Consider the following 20,932-nt stretch of genomic DNA (forward strand, 5'->3'; position numbering starts at 1 on the left):
CCCCGCATGATTCCCTGGCTCGACATCCACACCCCGTTTCCCGACGTCTCGCGCGCCCTGAAAGACGAGGCGCCCGGACTGCTGGCGGCCGGCGCCGACCTGTCGCCCGCGCGCCTGCTCGACGCCTACAAGCACGGCATCTTCCCCTGGTTTTCCGAGGGCCAGCCCATACTCTGGTGGAGCACCGATCCGCGCATGGTGCTGATGACGGACGACTTCAAGGTGTCCGACAGCCTGGCCAAGGCGATCCGCAAGGTCGAGCGCAGCGCCGCCACGGACGGGCGCTGGCAGCTGCGCTTCGACAGCGATTTCGACGCCGTCATGCGCGCCTGCGCGGCGCCGCGCAAGGATGGCCCGGGCACCTGGATTTCCGACGAAATCATCGCCGGCTACACGGGCTTGCACAAGCTGGGCTACGCCCACTCGTCGGAGCTGTGGCTGGACGGCGAACTGGTGGGCGGCGCGTACGGCGTGTCGATCGGGCGCATGTTCTATGGCGAATCGATGTTCGCCCGCGTTTCGGACGGTTCGAAGATCGCGCTGACGCACCTCGTGCGCTTCTTGCGGGCGCGCGGCGTGACCATGATTGACTGCCAGCAAGAAACGAAACACCTGGCCTCGCTGGGCGCGGCGCCCATTTCGCGCGCCCGCTTCCTGGCCCACGTGCGCGTCGCTATTGAAGCAGCGCAAATCACCGATTGGCATGCTGCACCACCCGCATAAAAAAGCTATGATATCTTCAGGCACATTTCCATTGCCGCGGACAGACCAGACAGGATCAGCATGACGCACCTGAACGAACTACCGTTTGCCACCCTGCAGTTCTACACGACGGCGCCCTACCCGTGCAGCTACCTGGACGACCGCCAGGCCCGCTCGCAGGTGGCCACGCCATCGCACCTGATCAACAGCGACGTGTATTCGGAACTGGTGCGCAACGGCTTTCGCCGCAGCGGCATTTTCACCTACCGCCCGTATTGCGACGGCTGCCAGGCCTGCATTCCCGTGCGCGTCGTAACGCAATCGTTCACCCCCAACCGCAACCAGCGCCGCGCCTGGAACCGCCATGCCGACCTGCAGGCGGGCGTAGCCACCCTGTCCTTCCTCGACGAGCACTACGAGCTGTATCTGCGCTACCAGAGCACGCGCCACGCGGGCGGCGGCATGGACCAGGACAGCCGCGACCAGTACGCGCAATTCCTGCTGCAAAGCCGCGTCAATACGCGCCTGGTGGAGTTCCGCGAACCGGACGGCACCCTGCGCATGGTCAGCATCATCGACGTGCTGGCCGATGGCCTGTCGTCCGTCTACACGTTTTTCGATCCCGACGTGCCGGGCGCCTCGTACGGCACCTACAACGTGCTGTGGCAGATCGCCCAGGCGCAGGAACTGAACCTGCCCTACATCTACCTGGGCTACTGGATAGAACAAAGTCCGAAGATGGCCTATAAAATCAACTTCAAACCGCTGGAAGCGCGCATCAAGGGGCAGTGGGTCGTGATGTAAAAAAAGGGGCTTGCGCCCCTTTTCCATTGCCTACTTGCTCTTGTCCGGAAACGCCGGACGTGCAGGCCGCGCGGGCGGGTTCTTCGCCAGTTCGGCCTGGATCACCTCGATCGCCTTTTCCAGCTGCGGATCACGGCCGGCGATGACGTCGGCCGGCGTTTGCTCGACTTCGATATCGGGCGGCACGCCTTCGTTTTCCACGCCCCAGCCGTTTTCGCGCGTCCAGAACGCCAGGTTCGGCGCCGTGATGGAGCCGCCATCCATCAGCACGGGGAAGCCGAGAATGCCCACCAGGCCGCCCCACGTGGCCTTGCCGATCAGCGGACCCATGTTGTTCTTACGGAACATCCACGGCAGCAGGTCGCCGCCCGAGCCGGCCGTCTCGTCGATCAGCATGGCGCGCGGCCCCTGGATCGAGGCGGACGGCGTCTTCATGTCGGCGCCATAGCGCATGGTCCACCAGGCGATTTCCTTCTTCTGCAGGATCTCGATGTAGTAATCGGCCACGCTGCCGCCGCCATTGAAACGCTCGTCGACGATGATGGCCTGCCTGTCCGCCTGCGGGAAGAAATAGCGCTTGAAGTAGGTGTGGCCCAGGCCCGCCGTATTCGGCACGTACACGTAGGCCACCTTGCCATTGGTGGCCGCATTGACCTTGCGCATATTGCCTTCGATCCAGTCGCGGTTGCGCAAGGCATCCTCCGTCGGCACGGGCACCACAGTGATCGTGCGCGCGCCCTTGCCGTCGGCCGATGGCCCCACGGTCAGGTCGATGGCCTTGCCGGCCGTGTTCTCGAAGGCGCTGTACAGGTTGGTCGGCGGCAACAAAGGGCGGCTGTCGACGGCCAGCAGGTATTCGCCCGCCTTGACGTTCAGGCCCGGCTCCGTCAGCGGCGCGCGCAGGGCCGGATTCCAGTTCAAGCCGCCATACACCTTCTTGAAGCGGTAATGGCCGTCGCGCACTTCATAATCGGCGCCCAGCAAGCCCCCGGGCACCTTCTTGGCCTCGATAAAGTCGTCGCCGCCGCCGCCGCGGTGGTGGCCCACGGCCAGTTCGCTGCACATCCACTGTATCAACCGGTTCAGGTCCGCGCGGCTGGACAGCTCGGGCAGGAACACGGCGTACTTGTCGCGCATGGCCTTCCAGTCCACGCCATGCATGCCCGGGTCATAGAAGTAATCGCGGTTGATGCGCCACACTTCATTGAAAATCTGCGTCCACTCGGCGCGCGGATCGGCCTTCACCTCGATGGCGTCAACCTTGATCTTGCCTTCGCCGGGCGCCAGCAGCTTGCCCGTGGCGGAGCCCATGGCCCAGTTGTCCTTCTGGCGGTACAGCAGCTTCTTGCCGTCGGCCGAGACCTCGAAATCATCGGCTTCGGCCACCACGGTTTCCGCCTTGCGCTCCTTCAGATCGAAGCGCTGCACGGCCTTCTTGCCGTCGCTTTCGCGCAACAGCAATATCTGCCCCGCGGCGCCGGCCGTCAGGCTGGAAAACTGCGCGGCAGGCAGCGGCAGGTCGACGATGCGCGTGGCGATACCGTCGAAATCGATGCTGATCGGCGCCACGGGCGCCACCGTCACTTTCGGGTCGTCGCGGCCCGTCTTCGGATCGGTCTTCGGCTCGTTCTTAGGCTCCGCTTCCGCCTTCGCCGTGTCTTTTTTACTCTCCGCGCCGGCGGCCTTTTCCTCATCGCTTTCCTTGATCAGCGGCGACGGCAGGTCGCGCCGCAGCACAGCCATCCACACGGTGCGCGTCACCAGGTTGTCTTCATTCTGCTGCGAGAACCAGTTGTTGCTGGGGCCAGCATTCGTCGACGCGAAGAAGTACAGGTATTTGCCGCTCTTGTCGAACACGGGCTGGGCCACGTCGGACAGGCCATCGGTGACGGGCATCGACTTGTTCTGCTCGACGGAATAGATGTAGGCGCTGCGCGTGTAGGTGGGCGAATTGAGCGTGTAGGCCAGCCAGCGCGAATCGGGCGCCCACGAAGCGCGCATGCTCTTGTCGACGCCATACATCGGCTCTGTGGCGATTCTTTGCACCTTGCCGTTGCCGACGTCGATCACGTACATGCTCCAGCCATTGTCGGCAAACGCGATCTTTTTGCTGTCGGGCGACCAGACGGCGTTGTCATAGAAACCGCTGCCATTGAGCTTGAACTTGCGCACGGCGCCCTTGCCGTCCTGCGCGCGCACATGCAGCTCGTATTCGCCCGATTCGTCGGAAAAATACGCGACCGAGCGGCCATCGGGCGACCAGATCGGCGTGCGCTCGTGGGCGCCGGCCGTCTGCGTCAGGTTGCGCACGTCGCCCTTGTCGGCGGGGATGGTGACGATCTCGCCCCGGTATTCGAAGGCGACCCTGGCGCCCGACGGCGAAATCGACGCGTCACGGATGTATTTCGCGTTCTTGACCCAGCGGGGGCGCGCCTGCCCCAGGTCGCTGGCCACGCCGATGGTCAGCTTGCGCGCCTGGCCGCTGGCAATGTCGAACGCATGCAGATAGCCGGCCTGCTCGTAGACGATGGTGCCGTTCGCGGCCGACGCGTTCAGCACGGGGAAATCCTTGTGCTGCGTCAACTGGCGCACGGCTTTCGTCTTGACGTCGTAGGCAAACAGGTTGAATTCGCCGTTGCGGTCCGAGCGGAAGTACACGGTATCCTTGATCCACATCGGGTCGACGTCGTTCGAGCGCGTGGTCGGCTGGGGGATTTTTTCAATCGATTTGTCGCTGGACGAAAACAGCCACAGCCAGGAATTGGTGCCGCCCCGGTAGCGCTTCCACTGCTTGAAGGCGGGCGCCAGCGGGTTGTAGGCGATGCGCTTGCCATCGGGCGAATACGCGGCGCGCGACGCGTTGGGGATTTCCAGCTGGGTTTCCACGCCGCCCGCCACGGGCACCGTGAACAGCTTCTGGAAGCGGTTATTGAAGGCGGCGCGGGGCGAGGTGAACATCACGGCCTGGCCATCGGGGGTGAACGATTGCGCCAGATCAACACCAGGATGGAAAGTCAGGCGGCGCGGCACGCCGCCGGCCGCCGCGATTACGTACACGTCGACATTGCCGTCGATGTTGGCGCTGTACGCGATCAGGCTGCCGTCGGGCGAAAAGACGGGATTGGACTTGTCGCCCAGGTCGGACGTCAGGCGCCGCGCGCCGCCGCCGTCGAGGTTCGACAGCCACAGGTCGCCCGCATAGATGAAGGCGATGTGGCGGCTGGAGACGGCCGGTTCGCTCAGCATGCGGGTATCTTGCGTATTGGGCAGGGCCAGGGCCGGGTAGCTCAGCAGCAATGCGCTGGCGGCCGCGATAGCGGTGAGGATGCGTGTCTTTTTCAATCGATGTCTCGCTTATGAAGTCAAGGGAACAGGGAAGAAACAGGAAAGTCCAGGGCTCGATGCAGATTATCAAGGGATTAATATTGCATCAGACCAACAAGAACTATACACCCGGCCGCCGCGCGGAACACGGTAAAATACGGCACTTATTTCGCGCGCCGCCAGCCCTTCCCGGCGGCCCGCACACCTACTCAAAGCGCCCCATGTCTGAAAAATTCCTGTACTCCCTCGCCCGCCCGCTGCTGTTTTCGATGGATGCCGAAGCGGCCCACCATTTCACCCTGCCCGCCCTGAAACGCGCCAGCGCGCTGGGCCTGACGAAGCTGGCCGGCAAACCGGCTGCTGACCCGCGCACGGTGATGGGCATCACTTTCCCCAATCCCGTCGGCCTGGCCGCCGGCCTGGACAAGGATGGCGCCTATATCGATGCGCTGGCCGACCTGGGTTTCGGCTCCATCGAAGTGGGCACCGTCACGCCGCGCGCGCAGGCGGGCAATCCGAAACCGCGCATGTTCCGCCTGCCGCAGGCGCAGGGCATCATCAACCGCATGGGTTTCAATAATGGCGGCGTGGACGCGTTTGTCGCCAACGTGCAGGCGTCGAAGTTCTACCAGGAGCGCGCCGGCGTGCTGGGCCTGAACATCGGCAAGAACGCCGATACGCCCATCGAGCGGGCCGCCGACGATTACCTGCTGTGCCTGGAAAAAGTCTATCCGTACGCCAGCTATGTGACGGTGAACATCTCGTCGCCGAACACGAAGAATTTGCGCCAGCTGCAGGGTGCGTCCGAACTCGACGCCCTGCTGTCGCAATTGAAGGATGCCCAGGCGCGCCTGGCCGACAAGCACAAGCGCTACGTGCCGCTGGCCCTGAAAATCGCCCCGGACATGGATGGCGAGCAGGTGAAAAGCATCGCCGAGTCGCTCACGCGCCACCGCATCGACGGCGTCATCGCCACCAACACGACCCTGTCGCGCAGTGCCGTCGAAGGCATGCCGCACGGTGCCGAAGCGGGCGGCCTGTCGGGCGCGCCCGTATTCGAGCTGTCGAACAATGTCATCCGCTTGCTGAAGGCGGAACTGGGCGACGCCCTGCCCATCATCGGCGTGGGCGGCATCATGCAGGGCAAGGATGCTTTGGCCAAGTTCGAGGCGGGCGCGCAGCTGGTGCAGCTGTATAGCGGCCTGATCTATGCGGGTCCCGCCCTGATCAAGGATTGCGCGCGCGCGCTGCGCGGCAGGCAGCCGGCATGATAGCCAAGGTCAGACTCGGTTCCAGCGGCCTGGAAGTGAGCCGGATCTGCCTGGGCACGATGACCTTCGGCGAGCAGAACAGCGAAGCCGAAGCGCACAGCCAGCTCGATTACGCGCTGGAACGGGGCATCAACTTCATCGACACGGCCGAAATGTATCCGGTGATGGCCAGCGCGCAGACGCAGGGCAGCACCGAGCGCTACATCGGCAGCTGGCTGAAGAAAAGCGGCAAGCGCGGCGAGATCGTGCTGGCCAGCAAGGTGGCCGGGCCGAACTCGCGCATGCACTGGATACGCAAGGGCAAGACGGATCACGACGCGGTCAACATCCGCGCCGCCATCGAAGACAGTTTGCGCCGGCTGCAGACGGAGCACATTGACCTGTATCAATTGCACTGGCCCAGCCGCAACCTGCCCATCTTCGGCGCCAGCGTGTACAACCCGCGCAAGGAGCACGCGTCGGTCGCCATCGAAGACACGCTGGCCGTGCTGGGCAAGCTGGTCGACGAAGGCAAGATCGGCCACATCGGCGTGTCGAACGAATCGTCGTGGGGCGTGTGCGAATTCATCAAGCAGGCCGAGCTGAAAGGCTTGCCGCGCATCGCATCGATCCAGAACCTGTACAACCTGACGGCGCGCCATTTCGAGACGAGCTTGCTCGACGAAACATGCCACCGGGAAAACGTCAGCTTGCTGGCCTACAGCCCGCTGGCGTTCGGCCAGCTGACGGCGAAATACCTCGACGATCCGCAAGCCCAGGGCCGCCTGACGCGCTTCCCGGCCGGCTGGAGTCCCCGCTACGTGCGCCCCGCCACCATCGAGGCGGCCAGCCAGTACGCGGCGCTGGCCCGCGCGCACGGCTTGACGCCGGCGCAGCTGGCGCTGGCCTGGTGCTACTCGCGCTGGTTCGTCGCCTCGACCATCATCGGCGCCACCAGCGTGGCGCAGTTGCAGCAAAATATCGACGCCCATCAAGTCGCCTTGTCGCCGGAACTGGTGGCGGCCGTCGACGCCATCCACGCCAGAGCGCCCAATCCGGGGCAGTAAGCCCCGCCGTCTGGCGGCGCGTGCCGCCGCCAGACTTCCCACGCCCATCGCAGATAGTCGTATTTATACAACAGCCGGTAATTTACTGCTGTGCAGCATTGCGGCCTTGCCGTACCCGGTCGTATGCTGGAAACGAGGCCATATGCGCTACGCGCACCATGTCGACGTCTTTCAGATATTTATTGCATATCGATAGACAGAACGATTCGTAAGCACGCCGCGTGCCCACTGTTAATCTGATTGCATCACCGGACCGCCATGGTCCGCGCAACCACCAACCGAAGAGATATCGTCGATGAGTTCAAGCACCGCCCGCCAACACGTTCCCGCCCTGCCCGTGAAAACCGTTATCGCCGCCAGCCTGATCGCCTGCTTCAGCCTGCCCATGCAGGCGCAAGCGCAGCAAGAGCTGCCGGCCGAAGGCGAATTGCAATCGGTGGTGGTCACCGGCACCTTCGCCAAGAACCGCCGCACCATCGATTCCGAATCGCCGATCGACATCCTCACCTCGCGCGACCTGCAAAGCACGGGTTCGGGCGAGCTGGCCACCGTGCTGGCGCGCCTGCTGCCCTCGCTGAACTTCGCCCGCGCCACGGGCGCCGACGCCAGCGACGCCGTGCGTCCGGCGCAATTGCGCGGCCTGTCGCCCGACCAGACCCTGGTGCTGGTGAACGGCAAGCGCCGCTATACCTCGGCAGTGGTCAACGTCAACGGCTCGCTGGGCCGCGGCTCGGCGCCCGTCGACCTGAACGCCATTCCCCTGGCCGCCATCGACCACGTGGAAGTGCTGCGCGATGGCGCGGCGGCCCAGTACGGCTCCGATGCGATCGCCGGCGTGATCAACATCATCCTGAAAAAAGGCGCGGCCGGCGGCGATATCGAAGTGGGCTATGGCCAGACGCAGGAACGCGACGGCAAGCAAAAATCCATCAAGGGTTCGGCCGGCTTCGCCCTGGGCGACGACGGCTGGGTGCGCGTCTCGGCCGAAGTGGCGGAACGCGATCCGACCAACCGCGCCGGCGCCGACTTCCGCAATCCGCTGGAGCCGCGCTACGGCAAGGTCAACCAGCGTTATGGCGACCCGGAAAGCAAGCCGGCAACGATATTCCTCAACAGCGAATACCATATCAGCGACAACCTCGACTGGTATGCCTTCGGCAACTACGGCAAGCGCGACACGTCGGCCGCCGCTACCTGGCGCACGGCGCTGATCACGGACCCGAACAATTCGAAGCTGTTCGTCCAGCGCACGCCGATCTACCCGGAAGGCTTCTTGCCGCTGCAAAACAGCACCCTGACGGACCAGTCCCTGGTGACGGGCTTGCGCGGCGAGGCGGCCGGCTGGCGCTGGGATGCCAGCATCAATTACGGCAGCAACAAGTTCGAGCTGGATCTGGACAACACGGTCAACCAGTCGCTGGGCGCGAACAGCCCCACGCACTTCTATGCCGGTTCGCTGAAAAACGAACAGACCGTATTCAACCTCGATGCGGCGCGCGAATTCCCCGTGGCCGCCTTCTCCGGCCCGCTGACGGTGGCCGTGGGCGCCGAAGCACGCCATGAAAAATACACGATCGGCGCCGGCGACGCAGCCTCGTACACGGGTAGCGGCTCGCAAGGCTTTGCCGGCTTCCGTCCCGCCAACGCGGGGCAGCCACTCGCGCCACAACGAGTCGATCTATGTGAACCTGGAAGCGGAAGCAACGAAGAAGCTGTCCGGCGGCGTGGCCCTGCGCCATGAGCGCTACAGCGACTTCGGCAGCACCACCTCGGCCAAGGGTTCGGCCCGCTATGCGTTCACGGACGCGCTGTCCCTGCGCGGCACGGTGTCGAGCGGCTTCCGCGCGCCATCGCTGGCGCAGCAGTACTACACCATCACCACCACCAACTTCCAGGTCGTCAACGGCGTCAACACGCCGATCGAGACGGGCACCTTCGCCGTCAACACGCCGCAGGCGCGCGCCCTCGGCGCACAAGACCTGAAACCGGAAAAGGCCCGCAACTACAGCCTGGGCCTGCAGTTCCAGCCCAACCGCAACTTCACCACGACGGTGGATGCCTACCGCATCGACATCGACAACCGCATCCTGTTCTCGGCCAATTTGATCCTCAACAATGATTTGAAGAGCATCTTGGCCGCGCAGGGCACGCCCGTGGGTTCGGGACGCTACTTCACCAACGCCGTCGACACGCGCACGGAAGGCGTGGACATCGTCAGCACCTACCGCATCGACCTGCAGGACAAGGACCGCCTGGACCTCACCGTGGCGTACAACCACAACAAGAGCACGGTACGGAAAATCGCCGACAATCCGGCCATCCTGACGGCCAACAACCTGAAACTGATCGACCGCCAGAGCATCGACCGCATCACGGTGGCCTCGCCGAAGGACAAGTTCAGCCTGGCCGCCGACTACGGCTTCGGCATCTGGAATGCGCACGGCGTCGTGACGCGCTACGGCAGCTTCACCGTGCCGCAGAACGACGTCAAGCTGGACCAGACGTATGACCCGCAATGGGTGCTGGACGTGTCCGGTTCCGTGAAACTGGGCAAGAACTGGCGCCTGGTGGCCGGCATCGACAACGTCACCAACCGCTACCCGGCGCAAGTGACGAGCAACGGCAACCTGAACGTCAACGGCACCCAGCCTACAGCATCTTCGCGCCAAACGGCTTCAACGGCCGCTATTACTACGCAAAGGCTGGCTATAGCTGGTAAGAGAACTCAGTCAAGAGTGTAACGACACAAGCCCGGCCAATGTGCCGGGCTTTTTTGCGAGCATGATCGCTGTGTATGAAAGCTTGATACAGCGGTTTGATACAGCGCAGCCACAAACAAACCAACCGCGCGGCACCATCCGGAAACTGCTAGTCTTTCATGAGCATCCCTCAGCATCAACACAGCTTACCCAACGATTTTTTTCATAACATCAACATGGGACAATATCATGCTCAAGATTATGCTCGTCGGATGTATCGCGCTTTCGCTCAGCGGCTGCGCGTCGCAACTAGGAACGCTGTTCAATCGTCCGGTGGTGGAAGATAGCGTCGAAAAAATGCCTGGCGTCTTTTCACTGTCAGCTGATCGACGAACCGTCATTTTTGTCGTGGACGATGGCGCTACCTCAGATACAAATACTCCCGGCATCAAGAGTCGGGCACGTTTCTGTGCAGAGCCTCCGCCCGACACGGCGAACGGCATCAAGGCAGCGTTAAACGGCAATATCAATGTGAATGGCAAAACCGCGCTCACCGGCAATGCTGATTTCGATGACGAGTTCACAACGACGGTGACCGTCCTCGCTGACAGGACGGCGGCGCTGGACGCCTACCGCACCGGTGTCTACGCCCTGTGTCAGTACCATTTGAACGGCGCCGTGAGTCAAGACGAAGTCGCCAGGCTATTTACCCATCTTACCGACACCTTTCTGAAGGTGCAGCAAGCCCAGCAAGTGCAAACGACAGCGGCCAATATCGAGGCCAAAAAAGCACAACTGGCGCGTGCAGAACTGGAAGTCAAAAACAGCGAAGCACAAGCACAGGCGCTGATGCAAACCCGCCAGCAGGAACAAACACATCAAGTTGCCATTGAACAAGCCAAGGCACAGCATGCAGTCACAGCAACACCGGCCAAATAAGCGGTTCTTGCCACAGGCTCGCCAAGGTGGGCAAGATGGCGGCTGCGCGCGCAGTCTGTTGCCATGCGGGTAGCCATCCTGGCCCGCAATCGGCTACCATGGGTGCTACTCTTCTTGAGAACGGATCACCATGCCCAGCTGGCACCTGGCCAATGCCGCCGAACTGGCGGCGCGCCATCCCTACACTTTCTATAAATCGCCGCCCGAGGCCATCGCCCAGGTGCGCCCCGGCGAGGTGGTCAAGCTGATCTTCGCCTTCCACAGCGACGATCCGCAGGCGCCGGGCGCCGAGCGCATGTGGGTGCTGGTCGACACGGTCGAGGCAAATGGCCACTTTACGGGCAAGCTCGACAACATGCCCGGCTACATCGCCGATCTGCGCGCCAAGGACCCCGTCGCCTTCGAGGCGCGCCACATCATCAATACGCAGCACGACGATGACGACAACCTCGTCAACCGCTACGCGGGCCTGTGCTTCGTGACGAAAAAAGTGCTGGAAGACGGCGCGCCCGTCGGCTATCTATACCGCGAGGAGCCGGACAACGCCGACGACAGCGGCTGGCGCTTCACGGCCAACGACGAAAGCGACGACTACATCAACGACAGCGCCAACGTGGCCCTCGTCTCGCTGGGCGCCGTGCTCGGCGTGGACGACCGTTTTATTAAGCTGCTGGACGCTCCGGCCGGCGCGGCCTATGCCTTCGACCATAGCACGCAACAATTCATGGCGGTTGACGAATGACAAGTGATGAACTGAAAGACTTTTGCGCAGCCCTGCCCAGCGCGCAAGCCGTGCTGTACGGTGCGCCGTCGAACATCCTCGTGTATGAAGTGGGCGGCAAGAAATTTGCGTATTTCAAGACCAGCATGCCCGAGCAGTGGCGCTTCAGCCTGCGCGCCAGTGCGGAACGCTTTGTCGAACTGACGGACATGCCGGGCGTGAAACCGGCCCGCTACATGGGCCGCTTTCACTGGGTCACCATCGTCGATGTGGCGCGCTTCCCGGCCACGATTACCTGATGGAACTGGTGCAGGATAGCCATGCGCGCGCCGTGGCCAGCCTGACCCGCGCGCAGCGGGCCGCACTGGCTTAAAGAGCGTCCTCGCCCGCCATGGCGCGGTCGATGTCTTCGCGCGTCAGGTCCGGCGCCAGTTGCAGGATGAACTCGTAGGCATACGAACGCAGGTAGGCGCCGCGGCGCACGGCCAGGCGCGTCGTGTTGGTGGCGAACAGATGCGACGCTTCCACGGCCCGCAGCCCCTTGTCGCGGCCATGGTCGAAGGCCATCGAGGCGACGATGCCCACGCCCAGGCCCAGCGCCACGTATTGCTTGATGACGTCGGAATCCATGGCCGTCAGGATGATGTCGGTGGCCACGCCCGCCTTGGCGAATGCGTCGTCGATATGGCCCCTGCCCGTGAAACCCTTGTCGTAGGTAATCAAGGGATACTTGGCCAGGTCTTCCAGGCGGATCGGCGAATGTTCGAGCAGCGGATGGCCGTCCGGCACGACGATCAGATGGCTCCAGCGGTAGCACGGGAACGACACGAGGTCGGGGAACTGGCTCAGGCCTTCCGTAGCGATGCCGATGTCGGTCTTGCCCGAGAGCACCCATTCCGCAATGTGCTCGGGTGCGCTTTGTTGTAGCGCAATACGCACATCGGGGAATGCGGCGCGGAAACTTTGCACCACTTTCGGCAGCGCATAGCGCGCCTGCGTATGCGTGGCCGCCACGGACAAGGTGCCGCTGGTCTGGCCGCTGTATTCGAGGCTGGCCTGCTGCAGGTTTTTTCCGCTTCGATCAGCAGGCGGTCGACGATCTTCAAAATGCCCTTGCCCGGCTCCGTCAAGCCCGTCAATCGCTTGCCGTTGCGCTCGAAGATGACCACGCCCAGCTCGTCCTCGAGTTCGCGGATCTGCCGGCTCACGCCCGGCTGCGACGTGAACAGCGCATTCGCCACTTCCGTCAGGTTATAGCCGCGGCGGGCCGCTTCGCGGATCGATCGCAATTTTGAAAGTTCATGGCTATCCTGTATTAAGTTCGGGTGGGTTCAACAAATACGTGCAGGCGTTTCGGACGGACTACCAAGGTTTCGCCTTCCTTCAGCTGCAGATGGGTAAAACGCTCGTTCGACATCACCGCTTCGATCAGTTCGCTGTTATCGACGCGCTGCAAGTCCAGCTGGGCCAGCGGGCCGATCGCATGGGCGCGGCTCAGCTTCACGACGATGCCTTCCGCGCCCTGCGTGTAGCGGTCGATTTCCAGGTCGTGCGGGCGCACATAGGCCGTGCCCTTGCTGTCGCTCACGCCCGCATAATCGGGCACTTCGAAGCTGGCGTCGCCCGTCGCCATCACGCCGTCATGCACGCGGCCATGGAACAGGTTGACGTTGCCCAGGAAACCGTACACGAACGGCGAGGCTGGGTGGTTGTAGACTTGCTCTGGGGAACCGAGTTGCTCGACGGTGCCCTTGTTCATCAGCACCACCTGGTCCGCCACTTCCAGCGCCTCTTCCTGGTCATGCGTGACGAAAATGCTGGTCACGTGCAAGTCGTCGTGCAGGCGGCGCAGCCAGCGGCGCAATTCCTTGCGCACCTTGGCGTCGAGCGCGCCGAACGGTTCGTCGAGCAGCAGCACGCGCGGTTCGACGGCCAAGGCGCGCGCCAGGGCGATGCGCTGGCGTTGTCCGCCCGACAGTTGCGGCGGATAGCGGTCGGCCAGCCAGTCCAGCTGCACCAGCTCCAGCAAATCTTTCACTTTACGGCGGATCTGGTCTTCCGACGGACGCTCGCTGCGCGACTTCACGCGCAAGCCAAACGCCACGTTTTCGAACACCGTCATGTGCTTGAACAGCGCATAGTGTTGAAACACGAAACCGACCTGGCGTTCGCGCACGTGGCGGTTCGACGCGTCTTCCGCATCGAGCAGCACCTGGCCGCTGTCCGGATGTTCCAGGCCGGCAATAATGCGCAGCAAGGTTGTTTTACCGCAACCCGACGGGCCCAGCAGGGCCGTCAATTCGCCAGCGGGAAAGTCCAGCGAGATATTGTCGAGGGCGACGAAATCGCCGAAGCGTTTATTGATGTTTTTAACTGCGATGGTCATATCAGTGCTCCGTAGAACGTAAGGCGGAATCGTCGGCGTCGCTCTCGTTCAAACGCCACTCAATGAAAGCTTTCAAGGCCAGGGTCACCAGCGCCAGCAAGGCCAGCAGCGAGGCGACGGCAAACGCGGCGGCGAAGTTGTACTCGTTGTACAGAATCTCCACCTGCAAGGGCATGGTGTTCGTTTCGCCGCGGATATGGCCGGAGACGACGGACACGGCGCCGAACTCGCCCATGGCGCGGGCATTACACAGGATCACGCCATACAGCAAGCCCCATTTGATATTTGGCAAGGTGACTCTACGGAAAGTGTTCCAGCCCGAGGCTCCCAGCACGATGGCGGCCTCTTCCTCTTCGCTGCCTTGCGACTGCATCAGGGGGATCAGTTCGCGCGCCACGAAGGGGAAGGTAATGAAGATGGTGGCCAGCACGATGCCGGGCACGGCGAACAAAATCTTGATGTCGTGCGCCTGCAGCCACGGGCCGAACCAGCCCTGGGCGCCAAACATCAGCACGTAGATCAGGCCGGAAATCACGGGCGAGACGGAAAACGGCAAGTCGATCAGGGTCAATAAAATGCTCTTGCCGCGGAACTCGAACTTGGCGATGCACCACGAAGCGGCCACGCCGAACACCAGGTTCAGCGGCACGGCGATGGCGGCCGTGATCAGGGTCAGCTTGATGGCGGAAATCGCGTCCGGGTCGATGATGGCGGCGATATACGCTTCCCAGCCCTTCTTGAACGCTTCCGCAAACACGGCCACCAGGGGCACGATGAGGAATGTCGTCAGGAACAGCAAGGCGATGGTGATCAATACCGTGCGCACCCACAGCGGCTCCAGCACGACGGGGCCGACATTCGGCTCGAAGCGGCGCGCTGTCGGCCGCGCAGTGTCCACGCCGGCGACGGCAGTCGTATTCGTACTCATGATTTCTTCGCCTTTCCGCGCGTCCATGCTTGCAGCAGGTTAATCGTCAACAACAGCAGGAAAGACACCACCAGCATCACCACGGCGATGGCCGTGGCACCCGCGTAATCGTATTGTTCCAATTTGGTAATAATGAACAGCGGCGTGATTTCCGACACCATCGGCATATTGCCGGCGATAAAGATCACGGAACCGTACTCACCCGTGGCGCGGGCGAAGGCCAGCGCAAAGCCCGTCAGCAACGATGGCAAAATCGTGGGGAAGATGACGCGGATAAACGTTTGCAGGGAATTGGCGCCCAGGCTGGCGGCCGCTTCTTCCAGTTCCTTTTCCGCGTCTTCCAGCACCGGCTGCACCGTGCGCACGACGAAGGGCAAGCCGATGAAGGTCAGCGCCACCACCACGCCCAGCGGCGTGAACGCCACCTTGATGCCCAGCACGCCTTCGATGAACTGGCCGAACCAGCCGTTCGACGAGTACAAGGCCGTCAGGGTGATGCCGGCCACGGCCGTCGGCAAGGCGAACGGCAAGTCGACCAGGGCGTCGATGATGCGCTTGCCGGGGAATTTATAGCGCACCAGCACCCAGGCCAGGATGCCGCCAAACACCACGTTCAGCAGGGCGGCGATCAGCGAGGCGCCAAACGTCAGGCGGTATGACGCCATCACGCGGTCGGACGTGACGGCGCTGAAGAAGGCGTCCCATGTCATGGTGAAAGTTTTCAGGAACACCGACGACAAGGGAATGAGGACGATCAAGGCCAGGTAAAAGAGCGTGAAGCCCAGTGACAGCTTAAACCCCGGCATGACCCGAAACGGCGCTCCGCGCGCCTTGGGCGGCGCTAGTGTTGCTTCAGACATGGAAACCCCTTCTTATTACATTTTTGAGTTATAGGGCGCAATAATCACATGCAATCGTTATAAAAAGAACTAACCATTTCTCATTTGCTTAGATGGATTTTGCATACTTGCCGGCAGAATCCATGGGCGAAAAAAAAAAACGCACCGGACAGGTGCGTTTTTGTGGAAACAAGAGTGCCGAATAAAACGTTCAGGGCTAGGCGCGTTGCCGAAGACAGTACGAATGTACGGCGAGGCAATGCAACAACGCCATGGACGTTTTTTCGGTGCTCTTACTTGTTTGGCTGCGGCGTCAACCGGAGATATGGCTTGGCGGCCGTAAAACCCTTCGGATACTTCTGCTTGATCACCTCCGGGTCTTGCACGGTCAAGGGGATGATGACGTCGTCGCCGTCTTGCCAGTTGCCGGGCGTGGCCACCGTGTAGCCGTCCGTCAGCTGCAGGGCGTCGATGACGCGCAGGATTTCATTGAAGTTGCGGCCCGTACTGAGCGGATACGTGAGGATCAGCCGCACTTTCTTGTTCGGGTCGATGATGAAAACGGAGCGCACGGTGGCCGTGACGGACTGTTCAGGGTGAATCATGTCGTACAGCACCGACACTTTCTTGTCGACGTCGGCGATGATGGGGAAGCCGACCACCGTGTTTTGCGTCTCTTCGATATCCTTGATCCAGCTCTTGTGCGACTCGGCCGCGTCCACGGACAGGGCGATGGCCTTCACGTTGCGCTTGTCGAATTCCGGCTTGAGCTTGGCCGTCAGGCCCAGTTCCGTCGTGCACACGGGCGTAAAGTCGGCCGGGTGGGAAAACAGCACCACCCAGGAATTGCCCGCCCACTCGTGGAACTTGAGCGGGCCGATCGAGCTGTCTTGTTCAAAATCAGGGGCGACATCGCCCAGGCGTAAAGTCATCGTGATCTCCTTGAGAGGTTGTGTAGCGAAGATGTTCGTCGTATCAGGCTGCCTGACGGTGGCGTTTGTCGCTTTGCGCCAGATCAAACAGCGTTTGCAGTTGCGCCTGGCCATAAACCCAATCGCCAAGGCGCGACTCGGCGTTGATATGGCCCAGCGCACCGCCATCAATATACTTGCAATTCCAGCGCCGCGCCCACTGCGTGGCGTGCTCGGCCGTCATCCACGGATCCGTCTGGCTGGCGATCAGGATGCCGGGGCAAGGCAGGCGCTTTTGCGGCAAAGCCTTGGCCACGCCAAACTTGTCCGGGTCGGCCGGCCCCACCAGCAGCACGCCGGCCACACCGTGCGGGTCGCGCGCCAGGCTGTGCGCCGTCGTCAGGCAGCCGAAGCTGTGGGCGACGATCAGGGTCGGGCGCGCATCCTGCCGCCGCACCTGGTCCAGGCGCGCCGACCAGGTGGCCAGGTCGGGTGCGTTCCAGTCATCCTGCTCGACCCGCTCGAATTGCGGATACAGGCGCTGCCAGCGGCTCTGCCAGTGCTCGGGACCGCTGTTATGCAAGCCCGGCACGATCAGTACCCGGTAATCGGAAAAGCTGCGCAGCGCCATGATGTGTCCTTTAGTGATCGATTCCGGCAAGCGTTGCCGCCTGCCGGTGAAGATTACTTCGGCTGATAGATCTGGTCGAAGATGCCGCCGTCGGCAAAATGCGCCTTCTGCGCCGCCGTCCAGCCGCCGGCCACTTGCTCGATGGTGAACAGGTTGACCTTGGCGAATTGCGACGCGTATTTCTTCGCCGCCTTGTCCGTTGCCGGACGGTAGTAGTTCTTGGCGATGATGTCTTGCGCTTCGTCCGTGTACAGGTAGTTCAGGTAAGCCTCGGCCACCTTGCGCGTACCGTGCTTGTCGGCAAACTTGTCGACGACGGCGACGGGCGGCTCGGCCAGGATGCTGACGGACGGCGTGATGATGTCGAACTTGGTCGGACCCAGTTCCTTGACGGCCAGATACGCTTCGTTTTCCCAGGCGATCAGCACGTCGCCGATGCCCCGTTCGACGAAGGTGGTGGTGGCGCCGCGCGCGCCGGAATCGAGCACGGGCACGTTTTTATACAGTTTGCCGAGGAAATCCCTGGCCTTCGCTTCGCTGCCGCCCGGCTGGCGCAGTGCATAGCCCCAGGCTGCCAGATGGTTCCAGCGGGCGCCGCCCCGAGGTTTTCGGGTTCGGCGTGATGACGGATACGCCCGGCTTGATCAGGTCGTTCCAATCCTTGATGCCTTTCGGGTTACCCTTGCGCACCAGAAACACGATGGTCGAGGTGTAAGGCGAGCTGTTATGCGCCAGGCGCTTTTGCCAGTCGGCGGCCAGCAGCTTGTGCTCGGCCAGCGCATCGATGTCGTAGGCCAGGGCCAACGTGACGACGTCCGCTTCCAGGCCGTCGATGACGGCACGCGCCTGCTTGCCGGAACCGCCGTGCGATTGCTTGATCTTGACGTTGTCGCCCGTCTTGCCTTTCCATTCCTTGGCAAATGCCGTATTCACATCCTGGTACAGCTCGCGCGTCGGGTCGTATGACACGTTGAGCAGGGTGATATCGGCAGCCTGCGCCGTTTGCAGAATGGCAAACGCGCTGAGGGCGGCGGCAATGATGATTTTTTTCGACAGCATCTAAGATCCCCGTATGGTTGAACTTTCAGAACCACCAGATTACGGCGCAACGGCCGCAAAGAGAACGAAGCGTTTCGCCGTTTGATATGCGATTTTCGCATATGGACGGCGCGTAACGGGGATTTAGCGGTTAATAGAAGCGGTTGAACAGCACCACGGACCACGTGGCAAAGGCCAGGATGCAGGTCAGCAGCACGGCGGCGCTGCCGAAGTCCTTGGCGTTCTTCGACAGCGGGTGGCGTTCCAGCGAAATGCGGTCGACCACGGCTTCCAGCGCGGAATTGATCAGTTCAACGATGAGGACCAGCAGCAATACGCCGATCAGCACCAGCTTTTCAAACGCGGAGATGCGCAGCAGCAAGGCGATCACGGTGCCGACGACGAACAGGCCCAGTTCCTGGCGGAACGCGTGTTCGTGGCGCCAGGCCGCCTTCAAGCCGTCGAGCGAATAAAAAAAGGCGGAAAAAATCCGTTTCAAGCCGCTTTTGCTCTTGAATTCATTTACAGGTTGCATAGTTATCCATGATTCAAAGTCCATCCAGCCGTCAATTATGACGGCCAACATGAGAATTGTGACAATTTATTCGCTGAATATCTCGGAACATTTCACTATTTTTTCACATCATGGTATAAAGAAGCATGAATACTGCATTGCACCAAATCCATCATGAAAATTGAACCGGTCGCTGCCCCCAAGACAACGATCCAGGTCATCGAACGCATGGTCGCCCTGCTCGATGCCCTGGCCAAATATTCCGACCCGGTCAGCCTGAAGGAATTGTCCAAAGTATCGGGCCTGCATCCCTCGACGGCGCACCGCATCCTCAACGACATGGTGCTGACGCGCTTTGTCGACCGCATCGAACCGGGTACCTACCGGCTGGGCATGCGCCTGCTGGAACTGGGCAATGTGGTGAAAAGCCGCCTCAGCGTGCGCGAAGCGGCGCTGGACTTCATGCGCCAGCTGCACAAGAAAACCCAGCAAACGATCAACCTGTCCGTGCGCCAGGGCGACGAGATCGTCTACATCGACCGCGCCTTTTCCGAGCGCTCGGGCATGCAGGTGGTGCGCGCCATCGGCGGCCGCGGTCCGCTGCACCTGACTTCGACAGGTAAATTATTCCTCTCCGTCGACGAGCCGAAAGCCATCCGCGCCTACGCCACGCGCACGGGCCTGGCCGGGCACAACAAGAATTCCATCACGGATCTGCAGAAACTCGAGCGCGAGCTGAGCCTGGTGCGCGAGCGCGGCTATGCGCGCGACAATGAAGAGCTGGAACTGGGTGTGCGCTGCATGGCCGCCGGCATCCGCGACGACTCGGGCAAGCTGATCGCCGGCCTGTCGATTTCCGCCCCCGCCGACCGCCTGCAGGATGAGTGGCTGGTGGACCTGGTGGAGACGGCGAACCAGATTTCCGTCACCCTGGGTTATATCCCCCAAGACTAAAGCACTGCCGCATAAAAATGTTCAGGGCAAGGCGCACTAACGAAGACAGTACGACTAGTACGGCGAGTTAGTGCAACGCAGCCATGGACATTTTTAACCGCCGGGCAAGCTCATGTTGGCAGGCTTGAGTGCTTCCAGCCACTTGCGCATGCGTCCCGCGTCGGCCGTACGCGACTGTTTCCCCTTGGAATCAAGGAAGACCATGATCACGGCCCGTCCTTCGATGACGGCCTGCATCATCAGACAACGTCCCGCCTCATTGATAAAACCCGTCTTTTGCAAGCCGATTTCCCAGCCCGGATTGGCCACCAGGTGATTCGTATTGCCAAACTGCATGGGCTGGCCGCTGGCTTCGACGATGGCTTTCGGGTCCGTCGAGTACTCGCGCAGCAGCGGATGGCGGAAGGCGGCCATGGCCAGCTTGCCCAGGTCGCGCGCGCTGGCCACATTCATTTTCGACAGGCCGCTGGAATCGACGTAATGCGTATCCATCATGCCCAGCTGGCGCGCCTTGCTGTTCATGGCGTCGACAAACGCGGGCAAGCCGCCCGGATAATTGCGGCCCAGCGCCGAAGCGGCGCGGTTTTCCGAGCTCATCAGGGCAATGTGCAGCATATTGGCGCGCGTCAATTGCGAACCCACTTTCAGGCGCGAGCTGCTGAACTTGGCGCGGTCAACGTCCTCGTCCGTGATCGTCAGCACTTCATCCATGTCCTGGCGCGCTTCGACCACCACCAGGCCCGTCATCATCTTGGTGATGGAGGCGATGGGCAGGGCGACATTCGAATTCTTTTCAAACAATACTTCCGAGTTGGCCTGGTCCAGCACCAGCGCCACGCTCGATTTCAGGTCGAGCGGATCGCGCGTCAGGTTCAGGCCCGCCAGGTCGCCCATGGTGGGCATCGGGGCGGCCATGGGCACGGCCACGCTGGTGACTTTCTGATAGATGACCTTGCGCTTGCCGCGCACCATGACGACCCGGCGCACGCTCTTTTCGCGCGGCGCGGCCGTCGCACCCTTGCGCAGCACGACTTTGACTTTCTTGGTGTTGTGTTTCTTCGCGGCTGAGGATTTGCCGTTCGCATCCCTGGCGTGCACGGCCGCAGCCGGCGCCAGTGCAAACAGCAGGGAAGCCAGGACACCCAGCGCCAGTTTAAACTTAGCCATTCGATAATTCCCCGTGAAGCTGTTGCCTTATTGCAGTGTAGCGAAATGCAGAGTAATC

Annotated in this window: 18 protein-coding genes and 2 pseudogenes; 10 read left to right on the forward strand and 10 right to left on the reverse strand. The window is 62.0% G+C overall.

From position 1 onward, the window contains the following. Positions 1–6 precede the first annotated feature (6 nt). Positions 7–723 (forward strand): leucyl/phenylalanyl-tRNA--protein transferase, encoded by a 717-nt coding sequence (gene aat / locus ACQVLG_RS01305; RefSeq protein WP_474292510.1) that lies wholly within the window; start codon positions 7–9, stop codon positions 721–723. Between the two features lie 60 nt (positions 724–783). Then, positions 784–1,506 carry an arginyltransferase gene (locus ACQVLG_RS01310; protein ID WP_474292511.1) on the forward strand — a complete coding sequence of 241 codons (723 nt, stop codon included), beginning with the start codon at positions 784–786 and terminating at the stop codon, positions 1,504–1,506. Positions 1,507–1,536: 30 nt separating this feature from the next. Here the strand turns inward: ACQVLG_RS01310 and ACQVLG_RS01315 are convergent, their stop codons facing one another. After that, a complete protein-coding gene (locus ACQVLG_RS01315) occupies positions 1,537–4,848 on the reverse strand; it encodes a S41 family peptidase (protein ID WP_474292512.1) in 3,312 nt (1,103 codons plus the stop codon). Positions 4,849–5,051: 203 nt separating this feature from the next. Between ACQVLG_RS01315 and ACQVLG_RS01320 the strand changes: the two genes are divergently transcribed. From ACQVLG_RS01320 to ACQVLG_RS01350, 7 genes are all read left to right on the forward strand, one after another. Beyond that, positions 5,052–6,101, forward strand: a complete 1,050-nt coding sequence (locus ACQVLG_RS01320; RefSeq protein WP_230539745.1) for a quinone-dependent dihydroorotate dehydrogenase — start codon at positions 5,052–5,054, stop codon at positions 6,099–6,101. Further along, a complete protein-coding gene (locus ACQVLG_RS01325; protein WP_230539981.1) occupies positions 6,101–7,147 on the forward strand; it encodes an aldo/keto reductase in 1,047 nt (348 codons plus the stop codon). The genes ACQVLG_RS01320 and ACQVLG_RS01325 overlap by 1 nt, the downstream gene beginning before the upstream one ends. A gap of 295 nt (positions 7,148–7,442) precedes the next feature. After that, entirely contained in the window at positions 7,443–8,888 is a 1,446-nt protein-coding gene (locus ACQVLG_RS01330) for a TonB-dependent receptor plug domain-containing protein (protein ID WP_474292513.1), read from the forward strand. After that, complete coding sequence (locus tag ACQVLG_RS01335; RefSeq protein WP_474292514.1) at positions 8,830–9,888, forward strand: TonB-dependent receptor domain-containing protein; 1,059 nt, start codon at positions 8,830–8,832, stop codon at positions 9,886–9,888. The genes ACQVLG_RS01330 and ACQVLG_RS01335 overlap by 59 nt, the downstream gene beginning before the upstream one ends. Positions 9,889–10,095: 207 nt before the next feature. After that, complete coding sequence (locus ACQVLG_RS01340; protein ID WP_230539747.1) at positions 10,096–10,785, forward strand: hypothetical protein; 690 nt, start codon at positions 10,096–10,098, stop codon at positions 10,783–10,785. 130 nt (positions 10,786–10,915) lie between these two features. Beyond that, positions 10,916–11,527, forward strand: coding sequence for an immunity protein Imm33 domain-containing protein (locus ACQVLG_RS01345; RefSeq protein ID WP_474292515.1), 612 nt, complete (start codon positions 10,916–10,918; stop codon positions 11,525–11,527). Further along, positions 11,524–11,805, forward strand: a complete 282-nt coding sequence (locus tag ACQVLG_RS01350; protein WP_474292516.1) for an MmcQ/YjbR family DNA-binding protein — start codon at positions 11,524–11,526, stop codon at positions 11,803–11,805. Before ACQVLG_RS01345 ends, ACQVLG_RS01350 begins: the two co-directional genes overlap by 4 nt. 70 nt (positions 11,806–11,875) lie before the next feature. On the opposite strand, the pseudogene ACQVLG_RS01355 reads toward ACQVLG_RS01350, so the two are convergent. The 8 genes and pseudogenes from ACQVLG_RS01355 to ACQVLG_RS01390 all read right to left on the reverse strand — a co-directional run bounded on the left by ACQVLG_RS01355 (position 11,876) and on the right by ACQVLG_RS01390 (position 18,774). Beyond that, positions 11,876–12,809 (reverse strand): annotated as a pseudogene (locus tag ACQVLG_RS01355) (CysB family HTH-type transcriptional regulator). A 12-nt stretch (positions 12,810–12,821) separates the two neighbouring features. Continuing rightward, positions 12,822–13,892 (reverse strand): sulfate/molybdate ABC transporter ATP-binding protein, encoded by a 1,071-nt coding sequence (locus tag ACQVLG_RS01360; protein WP_035821525.1) that lies wholly within the window; start codon positions 13,890–13,892, stop codon positions 12,822–12,824. A gap of 1 nt (position 13,893) precedes the next feature. After that, a complete protein-coding gene (cysW, locus tag ACQVLG_RS01365; protein ID WP_474292517.1) occupies positions 13,894–14,820 on the reverse strand; it encodes a sulfate ABC transporter permease subunit CysW in 927 nt (308 codons plus the stop codon). Further along, on the reverse strand, positions 14,817–15,626 hold the full coding sequence (cysT, locus tag ACQVLG_RS01370) for a sulfate ABC transporter permease subunit CysT (protein ID WP_099408869.1): 810 nt from the start codon (positions 15,624–15,626) through the stop codon (positions 14,817–14,819). The genes cysW and cysT overlap by 4 nt, the downstream gene beginning before the upstream one ends. A 326-nt stretch (positions 15,627–15,952) precedes the next feature. After that, positions 15,953–16,591, reverse strand: coding sequence for a peroxiredoxin (locus ACQVLG_RS01375; protein ID WP_076568190.1), 639 nt, complete (start codon positions 16,589–16,591; stop codon positions 15,953–15,955). Between the two features lie 43 nt (positions 16,592–16,634). After that, positions 16,635–17,201 carry an RBBP9/YdeN family alpha/beta hydrolase gene (locus ACQVLG_RS01380; protein WP_230539753.1) on the reverse strand — a complete coding sequence of 189 codons (567 nt, stop codon included), beginning with the start codon at positions 17,199–17,201 and terminating at the stop codon, positions 16,635–16,637. A gap of 53 nt (positions 17,202–17,254) precedes the next feature. Then, positions 17,255–18,260: pseudogene (locus tag ACQVLG_RS01385) on the reverse strand (sulfate ABC transporter substrate-binding protein). Between the two features lie 130 nt (positions 18,261–18,390). Further along, entirely contained in the window at positions 18,391–18,774 is a 384-nt protein-coding gene (locus tag ACQVLG_RS01390; RefSeq protein ID WP_230539755.1) for a diacylglycerol kinase, read from the reverse strand. Positions 18,775–18,927: 153 nt separating this feature from the next. Here ACQVLG_RS01390 and ACQVLG_RS01395 point away from each other — a divergent pair, with 153 nt between their 5' ends. Further along, positions 18,928–19,707 carry an IclR family transcriptional regulator gene (locus ACQVLG_RS01395; protein ID WP_034785179.1) on the forward strand — a complete coding sequence of 260 codons (780 nt, stop codon included), beginning with the start codon at positions 18,928–18,930 and terminating at the stop codon, positions 19,705–19,707. 93 nt (positions 19,708–19,800) lie between these two features. On the opposite strand, the gene pbpG is transcribed toward ACQVLG_RS01395, so the two are convergent. After that, on the reverse strand, positions 19,801–20,874 hold the full coding sequence (pbpG, locus tag ACQVLG_RS01400) for a D-alanyl-D-alanine endopeptidase (protein ID WP_474292518.1): 1,074 nt from the start codon (positions 20,872–20,874) through the stop codon (positions 19,801–19,803). Positions 20,875–20,932 lie beyond the last annotated feature (58 nt).

This window comes from Janthinobacterium sp. TPC_1 (genome assembly GCF_056037845.1).